This is a genomic window from Achromobacter spanius (assembly GCF_003994415.1).
GTDB lineage: Bacteria > Pseudomonadota > Gammaproteobacteria > Burkholderiales > Burkholderiaceae_B > Achromobacter > Achromobacter spanius_C.
Map to the genome: position 1 here is coordinate 5,840,349 of NZ_CP034689.1, position 19,404 is coordinate 5,859,752.

The following is a 19,404-nucleotide window of genomic DNA, read 5'->3' on the forward strand; positions in this document are numbered from 1 at the left end:
ACCGGGCGCAACATGGAGACGACATGCCTAGTCAGGAATCCCTGCATACCGCCCACATCCGCGAGATCGAACAGGTGGGCCGGGGCCGGCCCACACAGCGCGACGCGCATGTGGTGCGCAGTTGGCTGCGCTGCCTGGATCAATACCGGCTGGACCCCGCGCAGGCTTGCGAAGCCTATATCGTGCCCGATGGCAGGTTGCGAGAACACCGCCAGCAATCCGAAGCACTGATCCGCATCGCGCGCAGCGGGCTGGACCATCTGTTCCGGCAGGTGGCCGGGCAAAACTACGTGTTGCTGCTGGCCGACCGCCAAGGCGTCACCGTGGAATTCCTGGGCGACCCCGCGCAGACGTCCAAGCTGCGCAAGGCGGGCCTGTACCTGGGATCGGAATGGTCCGAGCCGCGCGCCGGCACCTGCGCGGTGGGCGCCTGCCTGGAGACGGGCGAGGCGCTGACCATTCACCAGACTGACCACTTCGACAACACCCACACCCCACTGTCCTGCACCGCCGCGCCGATCTACAACGCCGACGGGGAACTGGCCGCCGTGCTGGACATTTCCTTGTTGAGTTCACCCAGCCTGAAGACCAGCCAGAATCTGGCGCTGCACCTGGTCAACAGCACGACGCGCCGCATCGAACTGGCCAACCTGATGGCACGCACGCGCAACGAATGGGTGCTGCGCTTTGCGCGGTCGCCCGAGTTTTTGGACGTGGATCCGGAAGCGGCAATATCACTGGACGGCGCGGGCCGCATCCTGGGCATGACGCATTCAGGCGCCAAGCTGCTGGCGCGCGCTGCCGGGCTGGACTGGCGCCAGCCGGCGGGCCTGATCGGCCAACCGGTTACGCGCTTCTTTGACGTGCAGTTGGACGACCTGCCCCAATACACGCGCGGCCATGCGCCGCAGGACCGCCTGATCGTCGCGCGGGATGGCAACGCGCTGTTTGCGCACGCCATTGAACCGAACCGCAGTGCACGCGGCGCCACGGTCGCGGTGCGCGGCACCCCGTCCGCGCTACGCGGGCTGGACGGCGGCGATACCAGGATGGCGGCCTTGCAGGCGCGCGCCGCCAAGCTTGCCCGGCAAGGCCTGCCTATCCTGCTGCAAGGGGAAACCGGGGTGGGCAAGGAATACCTGGCGCGCGCGATTCACGAAGACAGCCGGCGACCGGGCCGCTTCGTGGCGGTGAACTGTGCCGCCATTCCGGAATCATTGATTGAAAGCGAGCTGTTCGGCTATCTGCCGGGCGCTTACACCGGCGCTGCGCCGAAGGGCCGCAAGGGCCTGATCGAAGAGGCCGACGGCGGCACGCTGTTCCTGGACGAGATCGGCGATATGCCGCTGGCGCTGCAAAGCCGACTGCTGCGCGTGCTGGCGGAATCCGAAGTGACGCCCATCGGCGCGAACGCACCGCGCGCGCTGCGCTTGGCGCTGGTGTCGGCCTCGCATCGCGACCTGGGTGCGCTGGTGCGCGAGGGACGCTTTCGTGAGGACCTTTACTACCGCGTCAATGCCGCCACGCTGACCGTGCCCGCGCTGCGCGAGCGTCAAGACCTGGACTGGCTGATCGCACGCATGCTGGCGCGGCACCAGGATGAATCCGGCGCGCCCGTGCTGTCGCCGGCCGCGTTGCTCGCGTTGAAGGCGCATGCGTGGCCGGGCAACATCCGCGAACTGGCCAACGTGATCGCGGTGGCCGCCGCGCTGTGCGAACACGGCGTCATCGAACCGGGCGACCTGCCCGAAGCGCTGGCCCCGGGCGGCGTCGCGGTGTCGGCCGAGGAAGCGGCGTTGCGATCCACACTGGACAGTTGCGCGGGCAATGTATCGGAAGCCGCTCGGCGGCTGGGCCTGGACCGTTCCACCGTGCACCGCCAGATGCGGCGTTACGGGCTGGGTCCGCGCGGGCGGCGCTAGGGCTTTCTGCACTGCCGGTTCCTGGCGTTGCTGTCCGCGACCAGGCCGTAAACTTGCCGCGCCGCCGCCAGTTAGCGCGCTTGGCCATGCCTGGCCGCAATTTGCCGCGCCTCGCCTAACTTGCGCCTGCCCTCGACCAAGCGCCTCCCGCCACACTGCCGCGCCACAGGTGTGGCGTCGCGCCACGACGAATCGGCAGCGTATTCGCCCGTTCCCCTGCGCCACGGGCGACGCCGCGTCCTTCATAACCTGGCACGCCGTTTGCATACACAAGCTTGAGCTGCCACCGGCCGGCACAGGCCGGGGTTGCCTCGGACGCCCGCGTCCGCCCCCCCCACCACGCCCTCAACGGGCAAGGAGACAAGCTATGCAGACCGCCCCCGCCGACGCCGCTTTGGACGCGGTGCTCGCCCGTCTGAACACCGCGCTGGGCAACAAGGACATGGCCGCCATCGCCGGCCTGTTTCACGACGAATGCTATTGGCGCGACCTGGTGCTGTTCAGTTGGAACCTGCGCACCTTCGAAGGCCATGCGCAGATCCACGACATGCTGACGCAACAACTGTCGCAGGTGGAGCCGGTGCGCTTCACGCGCGACGAACGTGAAGCGTCGACCGACGACGGCCGCCTCTTGCAAGGGTGGCTGCACATCGACACCAATCTGGCGCGCGGCTATGGCCACATCCGCGTGAAGGACGGCAAGATCTGGACGCTGCTCACCACCATGTCGGAACTGAAGGGCCACGAGGAACCCAGCGGCACGCGTCGCCCCTTGGGCGCCGAACACGGCAGCCGCCGCGAGCGCCAGACATGGCTGGAAAAGCGTGAGCAGGAAGCCGCCGAACTGGGCTACACGACGCAGCCCTATGTGCTGATCATCGGTGGCGGGCAAGGCGGTATCGCGCTGGGCGCGCGGCTGCGTCAATTGAACGTGCCCACCATCATCATTGAAAAGAACGAGCGCGCGGGCGATAGCTGGAGAAAGCGCTACAAGTCCTTGTGCCTGCACGACCCGGTCTGGTACGACCACCTGCCCTACATCCCCTTTCCCGAGAACTGGCCCGTGTTCGCACCCAAGGACAAGGTGGGCGACTGGCTGGAGATGTACACCAAGGTGATGGAGTTGAACTACTGGACGTCCAGCGTCTGCGAATCGGCGCGTTACGACGAAGCGAAGAAAGAATGGGAAGTCACCGTGCTTCGGGAAGGCAAGCCCGTGGTGCTGCGGCCCAAGCAGTTGGTTCTGGCCACCGGCATGTCGGGCAAGCCGAACGTGCCCCGCTTTCCCGGCCAGGACGAATTCCAAGGTGAACAGCAACATTCCTCGCAGCACCCCGGCCCCGACGCCTATCGGGGCAAGAACGTGGTGGTGATCGGCGCCAACAATTCTGCGCACGACATCTGCGCGGCTCTGTGGGAAGGCGGCGCCAACGTGACGATGGTGCAGCGCTCGTCCACGCACATCGTGCGCTCGGACACCTTGATGGACATCGGCCTGGGTGGCCTGTATTCCGAGCAGGCGCTGGCCAACGGCATGACCACGCGCAAGGCCGATCTGACATTCGCATCGCTGCCCTACAAGATCATGGCGCAGTTCCAGATTCCGCTATACAACCAGATGCGCGAACGCGACGCCGAGTTCTACAGCAAGCTGGAGAAGGCGGGCTTCATGCTGGACTGGGGTGACGACGGCTCGGGCCTGTTCATGAAATACCTGCGACGCGGCTCGGGCTATTACATCGACGTGGGCGCCTGCGACCTGATCATCGACGGCAGCGTCAAGCTGCAATCCAATACCGATGTCAGCCACCTGGCGCGCGACGCCGTCGTCTTGAAGAACGGCGTGACCTTGCCGGCGGACCTGGTCGTCTACGCCACCGGCTACGGCTCGATGAACGGCTGGGCCGCCGACCTGATCAGCGCGGAGGTGGCGGACAAGGTCGGCAAGTGCTGGGGTCTGGGGTCGGACACCACCAAGGACCCCGGTCCCTGGGAAGGCGAACAGCGCAACATGTGGAAGCCGACCCAGCAGGAAGGGCTGTGGTTTCATGGCGGCAACCTGCACCAGTCGCGGCACTATTCGCAGTATCTGTCGCTGCAACTGAAGGCGCGGCACGTGGGGTTGCCGGTGCAGGTGTACGGCATGCAACAGGTGCACCACAAGCGCTAATCGGCGTTGACACTTCTGTCGCAAGCGGCCTCCCGGCCGCTTGCACCCCGCCGATCCACAAGGTAAATTGTTGACAATCTAGCGTTTCCATAGCGCTTTAACCCGATCTCACCCCCACAAATCGGACCGATTGTTGACACCATGAGCAAAGTGCTGACCCTGCCGGGCGCTGCGCCCGGCGATGGCGAGACCTTGTCGGATCACATTTTCAAGAAGATCCAGGCCGCTATCGTCAAGGGCGAGATCGCCCCAGGCAGCAAGATTTCCGAGCCCGAGCTTGCGCGTATCCACGGCGTCAGCCGGGGTCCGCTGCGCGAAGCGCTGCATCGCCTGGAAGGCCAGAGGCTGCTGGTGCGCGTGCCGCATGCGGGCGCGCGGGTGGTGTCCTTGTCGCCGCAGGAATTGTCCGAGCTGTATGAGATCCGCGAGTCGCTGGAAGGCACCGCGTGCAGGCTGGCCGCCGAGCGCATGCCGCCGTCTGAAATCGCCGAGCTGCGCGAAGTCTTGCACGCGCATGAACGCGATGCCGCCTTTCAAGCCGGCGTGGGTTACTACCAGCAGGAAGGCGATTACGATTTCCACTATCGCATCGTCAAGGGCAGCGGCAACCAGATGCTGTTTCGCATGCTGTGCGACGAGCTCTATCAATTGGCGCGGATGTACCGCATCCAGTACTCGACCACGCCCAACCGCCCCCGGCAGGCCTACGCCGAACACCACCGCATTCTTGACGCCATTGCCGACGGCGATGGCGAGCTGGCTGAAATCCTGATGCGCCGCCATATCCGCGCGTCACGTATCAACATCGAACAACAGATCGCGCAAAGCACGTTGCAGCGCACGGAGGCATGATGAACCACTCGTACCGCAAGACCCTGCCCGGCACCCGCCTGGATTATTTCGATGCGCGCGCCGCCGTCGAAGCCATCGCGCCCGGCGCCTACGCGGGCCTGCCCTACACGTCGCGCGTGCTGGCTGAAAACCTGGTGCGCCGCTGCGATCCGGCGATGTTGACCGATGCGTTGAAGCAGTTGATCGAACGTCGCCGCGACCTGGACTTTCCGTGGTTTCCGGCGCGCGTGGTCTGTCATGACATTCTGGGCCAGACCGCGTTGGTGGACCTGGCGGGGCTGCGCGACGCCATCGCCGAGAAAGGTGGCGACCCGGCCAAGGTGAACCCGGTGGTGCCGGTGCAGTTGATTGTGGACCACTCACTGGCCGTGGAATTCGACGGCACCGACCCCGACGCCTTCGCCCGCAACCGCGCGGTGGAAGACCGCCGCAACGAAGACCGCTTTCATTTCATCGACTGGACCAAGCAGGCCTTTCGCAACATCGAAGTCGTGCCGCCGGGCAACGGCATCATGCACCAGATCAACCTGGAGCGGATGTCGCCGGTGATCTACACGCAAGACGGCGTGGCGTTTCCCGATACGCTGGTCGGCACCGACAGCCACACGCCGCACGTGGACGCGCTGGGTGTCATCGCCATTGGCGTGGGCGGCCTGGAAGCCGAAAACGTGATGCTGGGCCGCGCGTCGTGGATGCGTCTGCCGGACATCATCGGCGTTGAACTCACGGGCCGCGCGCAGCCGGGCATCACCGCCACCGACGTGGTGCTGACGCTGACCGAATTCCTGCGCAAAGAAAAGGTCGTGGGCGCGTATCTGGAGTTCTACGGCGAAGGCGCCGCCAGCCTGACCTTGGGCGACCGCGCCACCATCTCGAACATGGCGCCGGAATACGGCGCGACGGCCGCGATGTTCTCGATTGACCAGCAAACCATCGACTACCTGCGCCTGACCGGCCGCGAAGACGAACAGATTGCGCTGGTGGAAACCTATGCCAAGACGGCGGGCCTGTGGTCCGACAGCCTGGCGACCGCCGAATACGAGCGCGTGCTGCGCTTTGACCTGTCGACCGTGGTGCGCACGCTGGCCGGCCCGTCCAACCCGCATCGCCGCCTGCCGGTGTCCGACCTGGCCGAACGCGGTATTTCCGGCGTGGTGGAAAACGAGCCGGGCTTGATGCCTGACGGCGCCGTCATCATCGCCGCCATCACCAGCTGCACCAACACCAGCAACCCGCGCAACGTGATCGCCGCCGGCCTGCTGGCACGCAACGCGCGCCGCGCCGGCCTTGCCCGCAAGCCCTGGGTGAAGAGCTCGCTGGCGCCCGGCTCCAAGGCCGTGCAGTTGTACCTGGAAGAAGCCGGGCTGCTGCCCGATCTGGAAGCCCTGGGGTTTGGCGTGGTGGCGTTTGCCTGTACCACTTGCAACGGCATGTCTGGCGCGTTGGACCCGGTGATTCAACAGGAAATCATCGACCGCGATCTTTATTCCACCGCCGTGCTGTCCGGCAACCGCAACTTCGACGGCCGCATCCATCCGTACGCCAAGCAGGCGTTCCTGGCCTCGCCCCCGTTGGTGGTGGCCTACGCCATTGCCGGCACCATCCGTTTCGACATTGAACGCGACGTGCTGGGCGTGGACGCCAGCGGCAAGGAAATCCGCCTGAAAGACATCTGGCCCAGCGACGAAGAGGTCGACGCCATGGTCAAGGCGGCGGTCAAGCCGGAACAATTCCGCAAGGTCTATGCGCCGATGTTCGGCATTCAGGAAGACCGCAAGGCAGGCGTCAGCCCCTTGTATGACTGGCGCCCGCAAAGCACCTACATTCGCCGTCCGCCGTACTGGGAAGGCGCGCTGGCGGGTGAACGCACGCTGCGCGGCATGCTGCCGCTGGCGGTGCTGGGCGACAACATCACCACCGACCACCTGTCGCCGTCCAACGCCATTCTGATGGACAGCGCGGCAGGCGAATACCTGCACAAGATGGGCCTGCCCGAAGAAGACTTCAATTCCTACGCCACCCATCGTGGCGACCACCTGACCGCGCAACGCGCCACCTTCGCCAACCCCAAGCTCTTCAACGAGATGGTGACGAACGACGACGGCACGGTGAAGCAGGGATCGCTGGCGCGCGTGGAACCGGAAGGCCAGGTGATGCGCATGTGGGAAGCCATCGAAACGTATATGCAGCGCAAGCAGCCGCTGATCATCGTGGCGGGCGCGGACTACGGCCAGGGCTCGTCGCGCGACTGGGCGGCCAAGGGCGTGCGGTTGGCGGGCGTGGAAGCCATTGTGGCCGAAGGGTTTGAACGCATCCACCGCACCAACCTGATCGGCATGGGCGTCCTGCCGCTGGAATTCAAGCTCGGCGTGAACCGCAAGACGCTGGCGTTGGATGGCACCGAAAGCTATGACGTGATCGGTGAACGCAAGCCACGCGCCGACCTGACGCTGGTGATCCACCGCCGTAACGGCGAGACGGTGCAGGTGCCGGTGACGTGCCGCCTGGATACGGCGGAAGAAGTCTCCATCTACGACGCGGGCGGCGTGCTGCAACGCTTTGCGCAAGACTTCCTGGAAGCCGAATCCGTGGCGGGCGCCACCAAGAAGGCTGGCTGATTTTCATTTGGACAGGCGGGTGCCCACGCGCCCGCCGCCTTCAACATTCCAGACATCAGGACAACCCCATGGCCCATGCTCCCCAGACGAAAATTTCCGCCACCTACATGCGGGGCGGCACCAGCAAAGGCGTGTTCTTCAAGCTTGACGACCTGCCCGAATCCGCGCGCGTGCCAGGCCCCGCGCGCGACGCGCTGCTGCTGCGCGTGATCGGCAGCCCGGACCCCTACGGCAAGCAGATCGACGGCATGGGCGCGGCCACGTCCAGCACCAGCAAGACCGTGATCATCGGCAAGAGCACACAGCCGGATCACGACGTGGACTACCTGTTTGGCCAGGTCTCCATCGACCAGCCGTTCGTGGACTGGAGCGGCAACTGCGGCAACCTGTCGGCCGCCGTCGGCCCGTTTGCCATCACCAACGGCCTGGTGGACCCGGCGCGCGTGCCCGACAACGGCGTGGCCGTGGTGCGCATCTGGCAGGCCAACATCAAGAAGACCATCATTGCGCACGTGCCCATGACCGACGGCGCGGTGCAGGAAACCGGCGATTTCGAGCTGGACGGCGTGACGTTTCCCGCCGCCGAGCTGCAACTGGAATTCATGGACCCGGCCGAAGACGGCGACGGCGGCTCGATGTTCCCCACCGGCAACCTGGTTGACGACCTGGAGGTGCCGGGCGTAGGCACGTTCAAGGCCACGATGATCAATTCCGGCATCCCGACCATCTTCCTGGACGCCGCCGCGCTGGGTTACACCGGCACGGAATTGCAGGACGACATCAACAGCGACGCCGCCGCCTTGGCCCGCTTTGAAACCATTCGCGCGCACGGTGCGCTGCGCATGGGCCTGATCGAAAAACTGGAAGACGCCGCCAGCCGCCAACACACGCCGAAGGTCGCCTTCGTTGCTCCGCCCAAGGCCTACGTGTCATCCAGCGGCAAGCAGATCGGCGCGGGCGACATCGACGTGCTGGTGCGCGCGCTGTCCATGGGCAAGCTGCACCACGCGATGATGGGCACGGCATCGGTGGCCATCGCCACCGCCGCGGCAGTACCCGGCACGCTGGTCAACCTGGCCGCCGGCGGCACCGACCGCGACAACGTCAACTTCGGCCACCCCTCCGGCACGCTGCGCGTGGGCGCGCAAGCGCAGTTGGTGGACGGCGAATGGAAAGTCACGAAAGCCATCATGAGCCGCAGTGCGCGGGTGTTGATGGAAGGGCGGGTACACGTGCCGAACGTCGGATTCTGAACCTGAATTGATCCCCTCCGGTTGCGAGCAAACACTCGCAACCCCCCTATTTACCGGGTTTTTAGGCCTCAAGGGTAGACGCCGCCGTCGTCTGTCCCTATACTTCTGGGCTGTTGTTATTCATCACCGGACCCTGACGATGCATCGTCATCCCAGGGCACCCGTCACACGGCTGCGCACAGCGGCCCGGCGCCAGCGCCGAAACACCACCACCCAGCCGCCAGGCTTATACCGGCGGCTGCGGAACAAAAACCTGCTTACCCAGCAGGACCATTGCTCACCGCATTGAGCTGCGCCTGCATCTAGGGCTTCGAGCTACGGCGTCGAATCACGCGTTCCAACTACGCGCTCGAACGACGTCTTCGTTTCCATGATGCGCCGGCCCAATGCCGCAGCAAGACACCATTACGGTGTGTCTTGTGTCTTGTCCACCCCGGGCTGCCATCCCCTGCCCGGGCGGGCAGGCACGTGATCGCGCGCGCGAAACGTACAAGCCCTGCGCTCGCGATCAATGGTGTTTCGTGCCTGGCCGTCTACGAGCAAGGACCTACACGATGCAAGAGAGTGTTTTCTTCCAGTTATCGGCCACCACGGCCATTTTGTTGCTGGCCGGCTTCTACGGCGCCACGTTCCTCATGTCGCTGTTCATTGGCGAAAAAAACGAGAACGTGGATGGCTTCATGGTGTCCAACAACGCGGTCGGTTTCGGCCTGTCGGCCGCCAGCATGATCGCCACCTGGATTTGGGCGGCGTCCTTCTACGCCAGCGCCACGTCCGGATTCAAGTACGGCTTGTCGGGCCCGCTGCATTACGGCTTCTGGGGCGCCTTGATGATTCTGTTCATCTACCCCTTCGGCAAACGCTTCAGACAACTGGCGCCCAAGGCGCACACACTGGCCGAAGTGATCCATGCGCGCCACGGCACGTCCAGCCAGATGATCATGGCGGTGTCGAACATTGTGGGCAGTTGCATCAGCCTGATGGTGAACTTCACGGCGGCAGGCGCGCTGGTGTCGATACTGAGTCCGCTTACGTTCATCCAGGGCGTGCTGATCGCCGGGCTGGGCGTGCTGACCTACACGCTGTGGTCGGGCTTTCGCACATCAATCATGACCGACTTCGCACAACTGGCGGCGATGATCATCGCCGCCGTCATCATCATTCCGCTGATCTTCTTCAACGCAGGCGGGCCAGACTTGCTGCAAGCCAACATGTGGCGCTTGAGCAGCGATCAGGCCGACTTCTATTCGACCAAAGCCATCCTGGAACAAGGCGCGCCCTACTTCGTGGCGGTGCTGGCCTATGCCATCGGCAACCAGACCATCGCGCAACGGCTATTTGCCGTACGGGAAGACCTGATCAAGCCCACGTTTCTGACGGCCACCATCGGGTATGGCGCAGTGGTGATCGGGCTGGGCATGCTGGGCCTGTTGGCCTTGTTCGTGGGGCTTGAACCCGCCAACGGCGACATGAACAACATCATTCCGCAGATGGCATCGACCTACCTGCCTCCGTTTGGCATCGCGCTGTTCTTCCTGCTGGTGGTGGGCTCGCTGTCGTCCACCGCCGATTCCGATCTGGCTGCGCTGTCGGCAATCGTCATGACCGACGTCTACGCCAAGAACCTGGCGCGCGGTCGCCCGGACCCGCGCCGCATGCTGTGGTGGGGACGCGCCACCATGATCATCGCCACGATGATTGGCGTGATCTTCGCAAGCCTGCGCCTGGACATCCTGGTCATGCTGGTGTTCGTGGGCGCGTTGTGGGGCGCCATCGTCTTTCCGGTGATCGCCAGCTTTTATTGGGACCGCGTCAACAACCGCGCATTCGTCTGCTCGGTGCTGTCCGCCGTGGCGCTGTTCACGATCGCGCGCTTTGAGCTGCTGCCCATGACAGGCGTGATCGCGGTGTTCTTTGAAATCTGCGCGGCCGTGGGCGGCGGCGTGGTGTTGGGCCTGATGACGTTCGGCTTCTTCGGTCGCACGGCCGCGATTGCCGTGGGCACGATTGGTGTCGTCGTCATGCTGCCCGCCTTCATCGGCAACTTGCGCGACTACATCGTGCTGTTGGCATCCCTGACGGCCTATGGCGCCAGCGCCATCGTGTGCGTGGCGCTCAGCCTGCGCAACCGCGAACGCTTTGATTTCACGCTGCTGGCAGACCGCGTGACGTCGTTTCATCACGAGCACGAGGTCATGTTGAAAACGCCGTCCTCAACGCTCGCCCCCGACGCCGCGCAATGATGCACCTGCCTCAACAACAAGGAGATTGATATGTGGTTGACCGCCTATTTTCTGATCTGGCCGGCGATATCCGCGGCCATTCTGGCGATCTTGTGCGTGACGCTGTGGAGGGATATCAGCGCGGCGAAGCAAAGCGGAAAGTCAATGATCTGACGCTGCGGCCAGCACCTTCAACACCGCCGCCCCCGTCGCGACCACATTGCCCGCGACGCTCAATTCCCCGCGCATGAACACCAGGCTGGACGTGGCGCGCAGCAACTGCCCGCGCACTTCCAGGAACTGACCCGCGCGGGCCGGCGCCAGGAAATGCGTGTCCAGTTGCACGGTGACGCACGGGCGGCGGTCCAGGGCTTGCCAGGCGATGGCGCTCAGGCCGTGGTCCAGCAGTGCGGTCAAAAGGCCGCCGTGCACCACGCCGGCGGGGTTCAAGTGATCGGCAGTCGCCAATAATCCGTACGCCCAGGCTTGCGCTTCACTGCGCATCCCTTCACTGCGAACCCCTTCACTGCGAACCCCTTCACTGCGACCCCCTTCACTGCGACCCCCTTCACTGCGACCCCCTTCATCCTGCACCCCTTCCCTGCGTACCCACAACGGCCCGATCAAGCCCGCGAATCCAGGCAGTGTCTTGCAATGCCAACCCTCGGCGGCAAGTGATTCGGCGGTGACGGGTGGCGGCATGGGTTCAGCTCCGGGTGGACAACAGTTGCGATAGCGTGTGCGCTTCGGCTTGCAGGTCCTTGGCCAATGCATGCGCGCGGGCGTCGTCCAATTGCTCGGCCAGCCCTGCCGCCACCAAGGAGTGCGTCATGCGGTTGTGGCTGTTCAGCACCGGCACCGCAATCACGACGACGCCGTTGATGTAGTGGTTGCGGTCCAGGCTATAGCCGTCGCGGCGCACGGCGTCCACGTCTGCTTTCCATTCGGCGTAGTCGGGCGCCTGGTCCCAGCGCAGGGCCTTGAAGCGGCGTTCCAGTTCTTTGTCCGATAGCTCGGAAAACGCGGCAACCAGGCGGCCCGTCGCGCTGATCAGCGCGGGAAAGCGGCTGCCCACGTCCACATGCAAGCGGAACGGCGCGGTGGAACGCGACAGCGCCAGCACCACCATGTGCTCGCTGCCCGCCACTTCAACGCCGATCGCCGTGACATTCGCGGCGCTGGAAATCTTGTCCAGCACCGGCTGCACCAACGCAGGAAACGGACTGCTTTCGATCACGCTGCGCGCCAGCGTCAGCATGCCCACGCCCAGGCTATAGCGCTTGGTGCCGGGGTCGACTTTCACCAAGCCCTCTTCCACCAGCACGCGAAGAATGTGCAGGCAGGTGCTGGTCACCATGCCGAGCTCTTGCGAGATCGTCTTCAAGGTCATTGCCTCGCCACCACGGCCCAGCAATCGCAGGATGGCAATCGACCGTGTCACCGCCGGCACGGCGCGCACGCGCGGCCCCGTGCCGGCAGCGGATTCCTGGGAACTGGCTTCACTCATCTGGCTCTCCGATTTTTATTGCGGCAAGCATACCTTGGGCGCGCTTTGGCCGGTGACCTCGAACCCGGCGTTAAATTGTATATATACAATCAATGGACGTTATTGACAATTTAAAAGCCGACGCGCATAGTCTGTTCAACCGCTTGCCGACCCACACAGGTACGACGACATGACGACGTTGACGCAGACCACTTCTTACGCAGACGCCCAGGCGCTCTGCTCTCCGGACAAACTTTGGGAGCTGTTCGACGGCAATCGTGATTGCATGAACATCGCGCACGAATGCATCGATCGACACGCGGGCAAAGACCAGCCCGCCATCATCCTGGTGCGGGCGGCGGGGGCTGATGAAACCTTCAGCTTCCAGCAGATTGCCGAGGCATCCTCCCGCTTTGCGCACTATCTGGTGGACCAGGGCATACGCCCCGGCGACCGCGTGGCGGTGATGCTGGAGCCCTCGCTGGCGTTCTACGTAGCGATGTTCGGGGCAATGAAGATGGGCGCGATCGCCGTGCCGCTGTTCACCCTGTTCGGTCCGGATGGCATCCGGCTGCGCGTGCAGGACTGCAAGCCCCGCATGCTGGTCACCAACGCGGAAAAGGCCCCCATGGTGGCGGCCGCCGACGACATGCGTGTCGTCATCGCGGACGACGGCTTCGTCGCTACGCTGGCGCGCTATCCCGCGCACTACGACTGCAACACCCTGGCCGACGACCTGGCCATCTACCAATACACGTCGGGCACCACCCGCGAACTGCCGGACGCCGTGAAGCACACGCACCGCGCGCTGGTCACGCTGATGCTGGCGGCGCTGTACGGCACCGGCGTGCGGCCGGGCGACCGCTACATGTGCCCGTCGTCGCCGGCCTGGGGCCATGGCTTGTGGCACGGCACGCTTGCCCCCTTGGCGCTGGGCGTGACCATCGGCGCCTACGCCGGCAAGTTCAACGCCGAACGCCTGCTGCAAGCCTTGCAAGAGCACGGCTTCAACAACATCTCGGCCGCGGCCACGCACTACCGGATGATGCGCAACTCCGGCGTGGCCGGCCGGTATCGCTATCAGCTCGACAAGCTGTCCTTCACCGGCGAGCCCATCGACAGCGAAACGTCTGCCTTTGTCGAAGCCACCTTTGGCCGCCCCGTATGCAGCATGTACGGCACCACCGAAATCGGCGTGTGCCTGGTGAACTATCCGGGCGCGTCCGACTTCACGGTCAAGCCGGGGTCGCTGGGCAAACCCGTGCCGGGCTTGCGCGTGGAAGTGCAGGACGCCAGCGGCGCGCCCTGCCCGCCCGGCGTGACGGGCGAACTGAAACTGTGGCGTCGCGACGCCTGGGTCGCCACCAAGGACCTGGGCCGCGTCGACGAAGACGGCTACTTCTGGCATGGCGGCCGCGCCGACGACGTCATCATATCGGCCGGCTGGACGATGAGCGCCGTCGAAATCGAAGACGCCATCCTGAAGCATCGCGACGTGACAGAAGCCGCCGCCATCGGCGTGCCCGACGCCTTGCGCGGCCAGGTCGTGAAAGCCTTTGTGGTGTCGGCCCGCCCGGGCGACGACGCCTTCGTGGAAGAAATCCAGAACACCGTGCGCAGCCAATTGGCCCAGCACGAGTACCCGCGTCAGGTGGTGTTTGTGCCTGAACTGCCCAAGACGCCGGCCGGCAAGATCCATCGCCGAAAACTGCGCGAGCAAGAGCTTGCCACCGCTGCCGCATCAACCCCCGACACCCCGAAAGCCGCGCCCGCCGCGCACGTCTGACCCATCCCCAGGAGACATCATGTTGACCAAGACCAAAACTGAACGTAGTTTCCCGACCATCACCGAACGCGGTCTGGACGAACTGCGCGCGCGCATCGGCGTAAAGATCGGCGCCACCGCCGAACCGTGGTGCTACGAAGCCACGCGCGACAACATCCGCCACTACGCCCACGGCATCGGCGACGACAACCCCCTGTGGTCAGACCCCGAGTACGCCGCCAAGACCCAGCATGGCGGCATCATCGCCCTGCCCAGCTTTCTGTTTTCCACGAGCCGCATCGTGTCGGGCTACGTGGGCGGCCTGCCCGGCGTGCACGCCATGTGGTCGGGCGCCGACTGGACCTGGCACAAGACCGTCAAGCGCAACGATGTGATCTCCACCGAAGCGCACCTGAAAGACCTGATCGAACACCAGACCCGTTTCGCGGGCCGCGCGATCCAGCAGATCTACCACGTAGACTTCTTCAACCAGGACGGCGACAAGGTGGCCGAGGCCGATAGCTGGTGCTTTCGCACCGAACGCGATCACGCCCGCGAGCAAGGCAGCAAGTACAAGGAAGTGCGCGCCCGCGAACCGCGCCGCTACAGCCCCGAAGAAATCAAGGAAGCGTACAAGCTCTATGCCCAGGAAGAAGTGCGCGGCGCCACGCCCCGCTATTGGGAAGACGTGAAGGAAGGCGAGGAACTGCCCGTGATGTTCAAGGGGCCGATGACGGTAACGGGCTTCATCGCCTACGCGCAGGGCTGGGGCGGCCTGTACATCCGCGCCAACAAGCTGGCCTGGCAACTGATCGACGCGCACCCGGGCGTGGGCATCACCAACCGCTTCGGCATTCCCGATGTGCCCGAGCGCGTGCACTGGGAAGAGGAATTCGCGCTGGAAGTGGGCGCGCCGGGCGCCTATGACTACGGTCCCGAGCGCAACTCGTGGCTGACGCACCACCTTACCAACTGGATGGGCGATGCCGGCTTCCTGCGCAAGTCCATGTGCAAGATCCGCCGCCACAACCCGGAAGGCGACATGCTGTTCTTCAAGGGCCGCGTCACGCGCAAGTATGTGGAAGACGGTCGGCACTTGGTTGAAATCGAACAGGAAGCGCGCAACCAGGACGACGAGCTGTCCGTGCTGGGCACGGGCGTGGTTGAATTGCCCACCCGCGGATGACGCGCCCGCCCGCGCGTCGGACATGACCAAAACGAGGTCAATGATGTCTGATTCATCGGAGCACGCAGCACACGCCCCGCCTGCCCGCGCCGCCGGCGCGCTTGACGGCATACGGGTGATTGATCTGTCCCGGGTGTTGGCCGGGCCGCTATGCACCCAGATGCTGTCTGATCAGGGCGCCAGCGTCATCAAGGTCGAACCGCCCGGCGGCGACGAAACCCGCGCGCTAGGTCCGCCCGTCAACGCGGACGGCGACGCCGCCTATTTCACGGCGGTGAACCGGGGCAAGCGCGCCATCGGGCTGGACTTGTCCTTGCCCGATGGGCGCGACGTGCTGCTGAGCTTGCTGGAGCAGGCCGACGTGCTGGTCGAGAACTTCATCCCCGGCACGATGGCCAAGTGGGGGCTGGACTACGAAGCCGACTTGAAGCCCCGCTTTCCGCAACTGATTTACTGCGCCATCTCGGGCTTTGGTGAAGACGGCCCGCTGGGCGGCCTGCCCGGCTACGACGCCATCCTGCAAGCCATGTGCGGGCTGATGAGCGTGAACGGCGACGCGGCCAGCGGGCCCACCCGCATCGGCATTCCCATCGTCGACCACCTGACGGGATACACCGCGCAGTCAGGCATTCTGCTGGCGCTTTACCACCGCGCCCGCACGGGCCAGGGCCAGCGCGTGGACGTGACCTTGTTCGACACCGCGTTGAGCCTGCTGGTGCCGCACGCCGCCAACTGGATGCACACGCAACGCACACCCGGGTTGATGGGCAGCGCGCATCCCAACATCGCGCCCTACGACCGCTTTGCCTGCCGCGATGGCGACATCTTCCTGGGCGTGGTGAACGACCGACAGTTCCGAAAATTTTGCGACTACATCGGCCTGGCGGCCTTGCTGGAAGACGAGCGCTACACGTCGAACCGCCAACGCCTGCAACACCGCGACGCCCTACGCGTGGCCATCGAAGGCGCGCTGTGCGATCGCGCGCGCGATGCGGTCTGCCATGAGCTGATGCGGCTGGGTGTGCCGGTGGGCCCGGTCAATAGCGTGCCCGAGGCTTTCGAGCAGGCACACACGGCGCATCGCGGCATGCGTATCGATCGCGACGCTTATCACGGCATCGGCCCCGCCACGCGCCTGGCCGAAGCGCCCCCGCGCGTGGGCCGCCTGCCACCCGCTTTTGCGCAGCACACGGACGAGGTCCTCCGGGAGGCCGGCCTCGACGACAACCGCATCGCAAGCTTGCGGGAGCAAGGCGTACTGCCGCCACGCAGGCCTCCGCCCAAGCCGTAGCAGCAAGATCGCAGCCCATAAGAAAACCCAGGAGACCACCATGAAATCACTACGTTTGATTGCCGCGCTGGCGGCGTCCCTGCTGTTCACGCAGCCCGTGGCCGCGGCGGACAACTATCCTTCGAAGCCGGTGCGTATCATCGTGCCGTATCAGGCGGGCCAAGGCACCGACGTGGCCGCGCGCTACCTCAGCGACTACCTGGCGCGCGAGCTGGGGCAACCCTTCATCGTTGAAAACCGCCCCGGCGCGGGTGGCAACATCGGCGCGTCCGAAGCGGCCCGCGCCGCGCCCGACGGCTACACCGTGCTGATGGGCACCAACGGCACCCATGTGCTGAACCAGTTCATCTACGCCTCCACCAACTTTGACCCCGCCAAGGATTTCGAGCCGATCATGCTGGTCAGCTCGTTTCCGATGGTGTTGGTGACGACACCCGCGTCCCCCTACAAGAGCCTGGCAGACCTGCGAGATCCGAAGAAAGCCAAGCCCGACAGCGTAACGGTCGGCATGCCCAGCACCACGGCGCGCCTGGTGTTCGAACTGCTCAAGCAGCAAGGCGTGGCCAGCATACGCGGCATTCCCTACAAGGGCTCGGCCACCGCCACCACCGATCTGATGGGCGGCCAGGTGCAGGTCGGCATCGACACCGTCAGCGCCGCGCGTACGTTCATTACTGGCGGCAAGCTGCGTGCGCTGGCTGTCACGTCCTTGAAGGAGTCTGCCTTGCTGCCCGGCGTGAAGCCCGTGTCGGCGCAAGGCCTGCCGGACTTCCAGGTGATCGCGTGGAACGGAATGTACGCGCCCAAGGGCACGCCGCCCGCCGTGGTGCAGAAGCTGAACGCCGCGCTGGTCAAGATTCTGAAGCAGCCCGAGGTGCAAAAGCGCCTGCTGGAGCTGGGCCACGAACCGGGCGGCGGCACGCCGGCCGAGCTGGAAGCCTTCGCGCGCAGCGAACGGCTGAAGTGGGAACCGCTGATCATCAAGGCGGGGCTGAAAGCGGACTAAGGCCGCGGCCATTTTCCGGCCGACCCGTTCGACATCCTGCTGGTGAACGACAACGCCCGGGCCATGTGCCCGGGCGTTTGCGTTTGACTCGGCCAACTAGCAGTTCTGATAGCTCCAGGGTTTACCCCAGCAGAATTAATACCTATAACATCAGAGAATATAACTATTAAGACAAGCCCCCACCCCTTCGGAGACTAACCATGGCGATGCCCACCCTCAAGCATTTCATCAACGGTCAATACGCGGAGTCCAAGGGCTCCGAATATTTTGACCTCATCAGCCCCGTGACCGGCCAGCCGATCGCCCGCTCTCCCAACGCCAACGACGCCGACGTGGACGCCGCCTACGCCGCCGCCAGCCACGCCTTCAAAAGCTGGGGCCGCAGCACCCCATCCGCCCGCCAACAAGCCCTGTTGAAACTGGCCGACGCTGTCGCCGCCAACAGCGACCGCCTGGTGGAAGCGCAAAGCCGCAACACCGGCCAGCTCAAGCACTTGATCGCCTCGGAAGAAGTGGCGGTGTGCGTGGACCAGATCCGTTTCTTTGCCGGCGCGGCGCGCTTTCTGGAAGGCAAGGCCACTGGCGAATACATGGAAGGCCTGACCTCCAGCATCCGCCGTGAACCGCTGGGCGTGGTGGGCCAGGTCACGCCCTGGAACTACCCGCTGATGATGGCCGTATGGAAGATCGCGCCGGCACTGGCCGCGGGCAACACCGTGGTGCTCAAGCCCAGCGACAGCACGCCCGAAAGCACCTTGCTGCTGGCCGAAATCGCCGCGCCGTTCTTCCCCGCCGGCGCCTTCAACGTGGTGCTGGGCAACGCCGCCACGGGCGCCAAGGTGGTGTCGCACAAGACCCCGGCGCTGGTATCCATCACGGGTTCGGTGCGCGCCGGCCTGCAAGTGGCCGCGTCCGCCGCCGCCAACCTCACGCGCGCCCACCTTGAACTGGGTGGCAAGGCGCCCGTCGTCGTGTTTGAAGACACCGACCTGGACCGCGCCGCGCAGCACATCGCCATGACCGGCTTCTTCAACGCCGGCCAGGACTGCACCGCCGCCACGCGCGTCATCGTCGCGGAATCCGTGCACGATGCGTTCGTTGAAAAGCTGGTGGCTGCCGCCCGCGACACCCGCTTCGGCGAACCCGACGACCAGGACGCGCTGTACGGCCCACTGAATAACGCCGCGCAGCTGGAACGCATACAGGGTTTCATCAAGCGCCTGCCCGCCCACGCCCGTATTGAAACCGGTGGCCGCCACGCCGCGCGCGCCGGCTACTACTTCGAGCCCACTGTCATCACCGGCCTGCAGCAGCAAGACGAAGCCATCCAGACCGAAGTCTTCGGCCCCGTCATCACGGTGCAGAAATTCGCCGATGAACACGACGCCATCACCAAGGCCAACGACGTGGAATACGGCCTGGCCGCCAGCGTCTGGACGCGTGACCATGGCCGCGCGCAACGCCTGTCGCGCGATCTTGATTTCGGCACCGTGTGGATCAACACGCACATCCCGCTGACGGCCGAAGCGCCGCACGGCGGCTTCAAGCGGTCAGGCTACGGCAAGGACCTGTCCGCCTACGGCTTCGAAGAGTACACGCGCGTCAAGCACGTGATGAGCTCGCACGATTAACC

Annotated in this window: 14 protein-coding genes; 12 read left to right on the plus strand and 2 right to left on the minus strand. The window is 64.9% G+C overall.

The features are described 5' to 3' along the window. Positions 1 to 23 precede the first annotated feature (23 nt). From ELS24_RS26695 to ELS24_RS31435, 7 genes are all read left to right on the plus strand, one after another. Positions 24 to 1,922, plus strand: a complete 1,899-nt coding sequence (locus ELS24_RS26695) for a sigma-54-dependent Fis family transcriptional regulator (protein ID WP_050445731.1) — start codon at positions 24 to 26, stop codon at positions 1,920 to 1,922. A 367-nt stretch (positions 1,923 to 2,289) separates the two neighbouring features. Next, positions 2,290 to 4,092, plus strand: coding sequence for an NAD(P)/FAD-dependent oxidoreductase (locus tag ELS24_RS26700; RefSeq protein WP_127185844.1), 1,803 nt, complete (start codon positions 2,290 to 2,292; stop codon positions 4,090 to 4,092). A 141-nt stretch (positions 4,093 to 4,233) separates the two neighbouring features. Further along, positions 4,234 to 4,944, plus strand: a complete 711-nt coding sequence (locus ELS24_RS26705; RefSeq protein WP_050445729.1) for a GntR family transcriptional regulator — start codon at positions 4,234 to 4,236, stop codon at positions 4,942 to 4,944. Next, positions 4,944 to 7,562, plus strand: coding sequence for a Fe/S-dependent 2-methylisocitrate dehydratase AcnD (gene acnD, locus ELS24_RS26710; protein WP_127186480.1), 2,619 nt, complete (start codon positions 4,944 to 4,946; stop codon positions 7,560 to 7,562). The genes ELS24_RS26705 and acnD overlap by 1 nt, the downstream gene beginning before the upstream one ends. Positions 7,563 to 7,630: 68 nt before the next feature. Next, complete coding sequence (gene prpF / locus ELS24_RS26715) at positions 7,631 to 8,815, plus strand: 2-methylaconitate cis-trans isomerase PrpF (protein WP_127185845.1); 1,185 nt, start codon at positions 7,631 to 7,633, stop codon at positions 8,813 to 8,815. A gap of 554 nt (positions 8,816 to 9,369) precedes the next feature. After that, on the plus strand, positions 9,370 to 11,058 hold the full coding sequence (locus tag ELS24_RS26720; protein ID WP_127185846.1) for a sodium:solute symporter family protein: 1,689 nt from the start codon (positions 9,370 to 9,372) through the stop codon (positions 11,056 to 11,058). A gap of 30 nt (positions 11,059 to 11,088) precedes the next feature. Then, complete coding sequence (locus ELS24_RS31435; RefSeq protein ID WP_230694475.1) at positions 11,089 to 11,211, plus strand: putative transporter small subunit; 123 nt, start codon at positions 11,089 to 11,091, stop codon at positions 11,209 to 11,211. Here ELS24_RS31435 and ELS24_RS26725 read toward each other — a convergent pair. After that, entirely contained in the window at positions 11,200 to 11,541 is a 342-nt protein-coding gene (locus tag ELS24_RS26725; protein WP_127186481.1) for a PaaI family thioesterase, read from the minus strand. The genes ELS24_RS31435 and ELS24_RS26725 overlap by 12 nt on opposite strands. Before the next feature lie 202 nt (positions 11,542 to 11,743). Continuing rightward, complete coding sequence (locus ELS24_RS26730) at positions 11,744 to 12,544, minus strand: IclR family transcriptional regulator (protein ID WP_127185847.1); 801 nt, start codon at positions 12,542 to 12,544, stop codon at positions 11,744 to 11,746. Between the two features lie 169 nt (positions 12,545 to 12,713). On the opposite strand from ELS24_RS26730, the gene ELS24_RS26735 reads away from it, so the two are divergent. The 5 genes from ELS24_RS26735 to ELS24_RS26755 all read left to right on the plus strand — a co-directional run bounded on the left by ELS24_RS26735 (position 12,714) and on the right by ELS24_RS26755 (position 19,402). Beyond that, entirely contained in the window at positions 12,714 to 14,309 is a 1,596-nt protein-coding gene (locus tag ELS24_RS26735; RefSeq protein WP_127185848.1) for an acyl-CoA synthetase, read from the plus strand. Between the two features lie 19 nt (positions 14,310 to 14,328). Further along, positions 14,329 to 15,474 (plus strand): FAS1-like dehydratase domain-containing protein, encoded by a 1,146-nt coding sequence (locus tag ELS24_RS26740; protein ID WP_127185849.1) that lies wholly within the window; start codon positions 14,329 to 14,331, stop codon positions 15,472 to 15,474. A 40-nt stretch (positions 15,475 to 15,514) separates the two neighbouring features. Then, on the plus strand, positions 15,515 to 16,765 hold the full coding sequence (locus ELS24_RS26745; RefSeq protein ID WP_127185850.1) for a CaiB/BaiF CoA transferase family protein: 1,251 nt from the start codon (positions 15,515 to 15,517) through the stop codon (positions 16,763 to 16,765). Between the two features lie 40 nt (positions 16,766 to 16,805). Next, the gene (locus tag ELS24_RS26750) at positions 16,806 to 17,771 is read left to right on the plus strand and encodes a Bug family tripartite tricarboxylate transporter substrate binding protein (RefSeq protein ID WP_127185851.1); all 966 of its coding nucleotides are present in this window, start codon (positions 16,806 to 16,808) and stop codon (positions 17,769 to 17,771) included. Between the two features lie 200 nt (positions 17,772 to 17,971). Next, the gene (locus ELS24_RS26755; RefSeq protein WP_127185852.1) at positions 17,972 to 19,402 is read left to right on the plus strand and encodes a gamma-aminobutyraldehyde dehydrogenase; all 1,431 of its coding nucleotides are present in this window, start codon (positions 17,972 to 17,974) and stop codon (positions 19,400 to 19,402) included. The last annotated feature ends 2 nt before the right edge of the window (positions 19,403 to 19,404 follow it).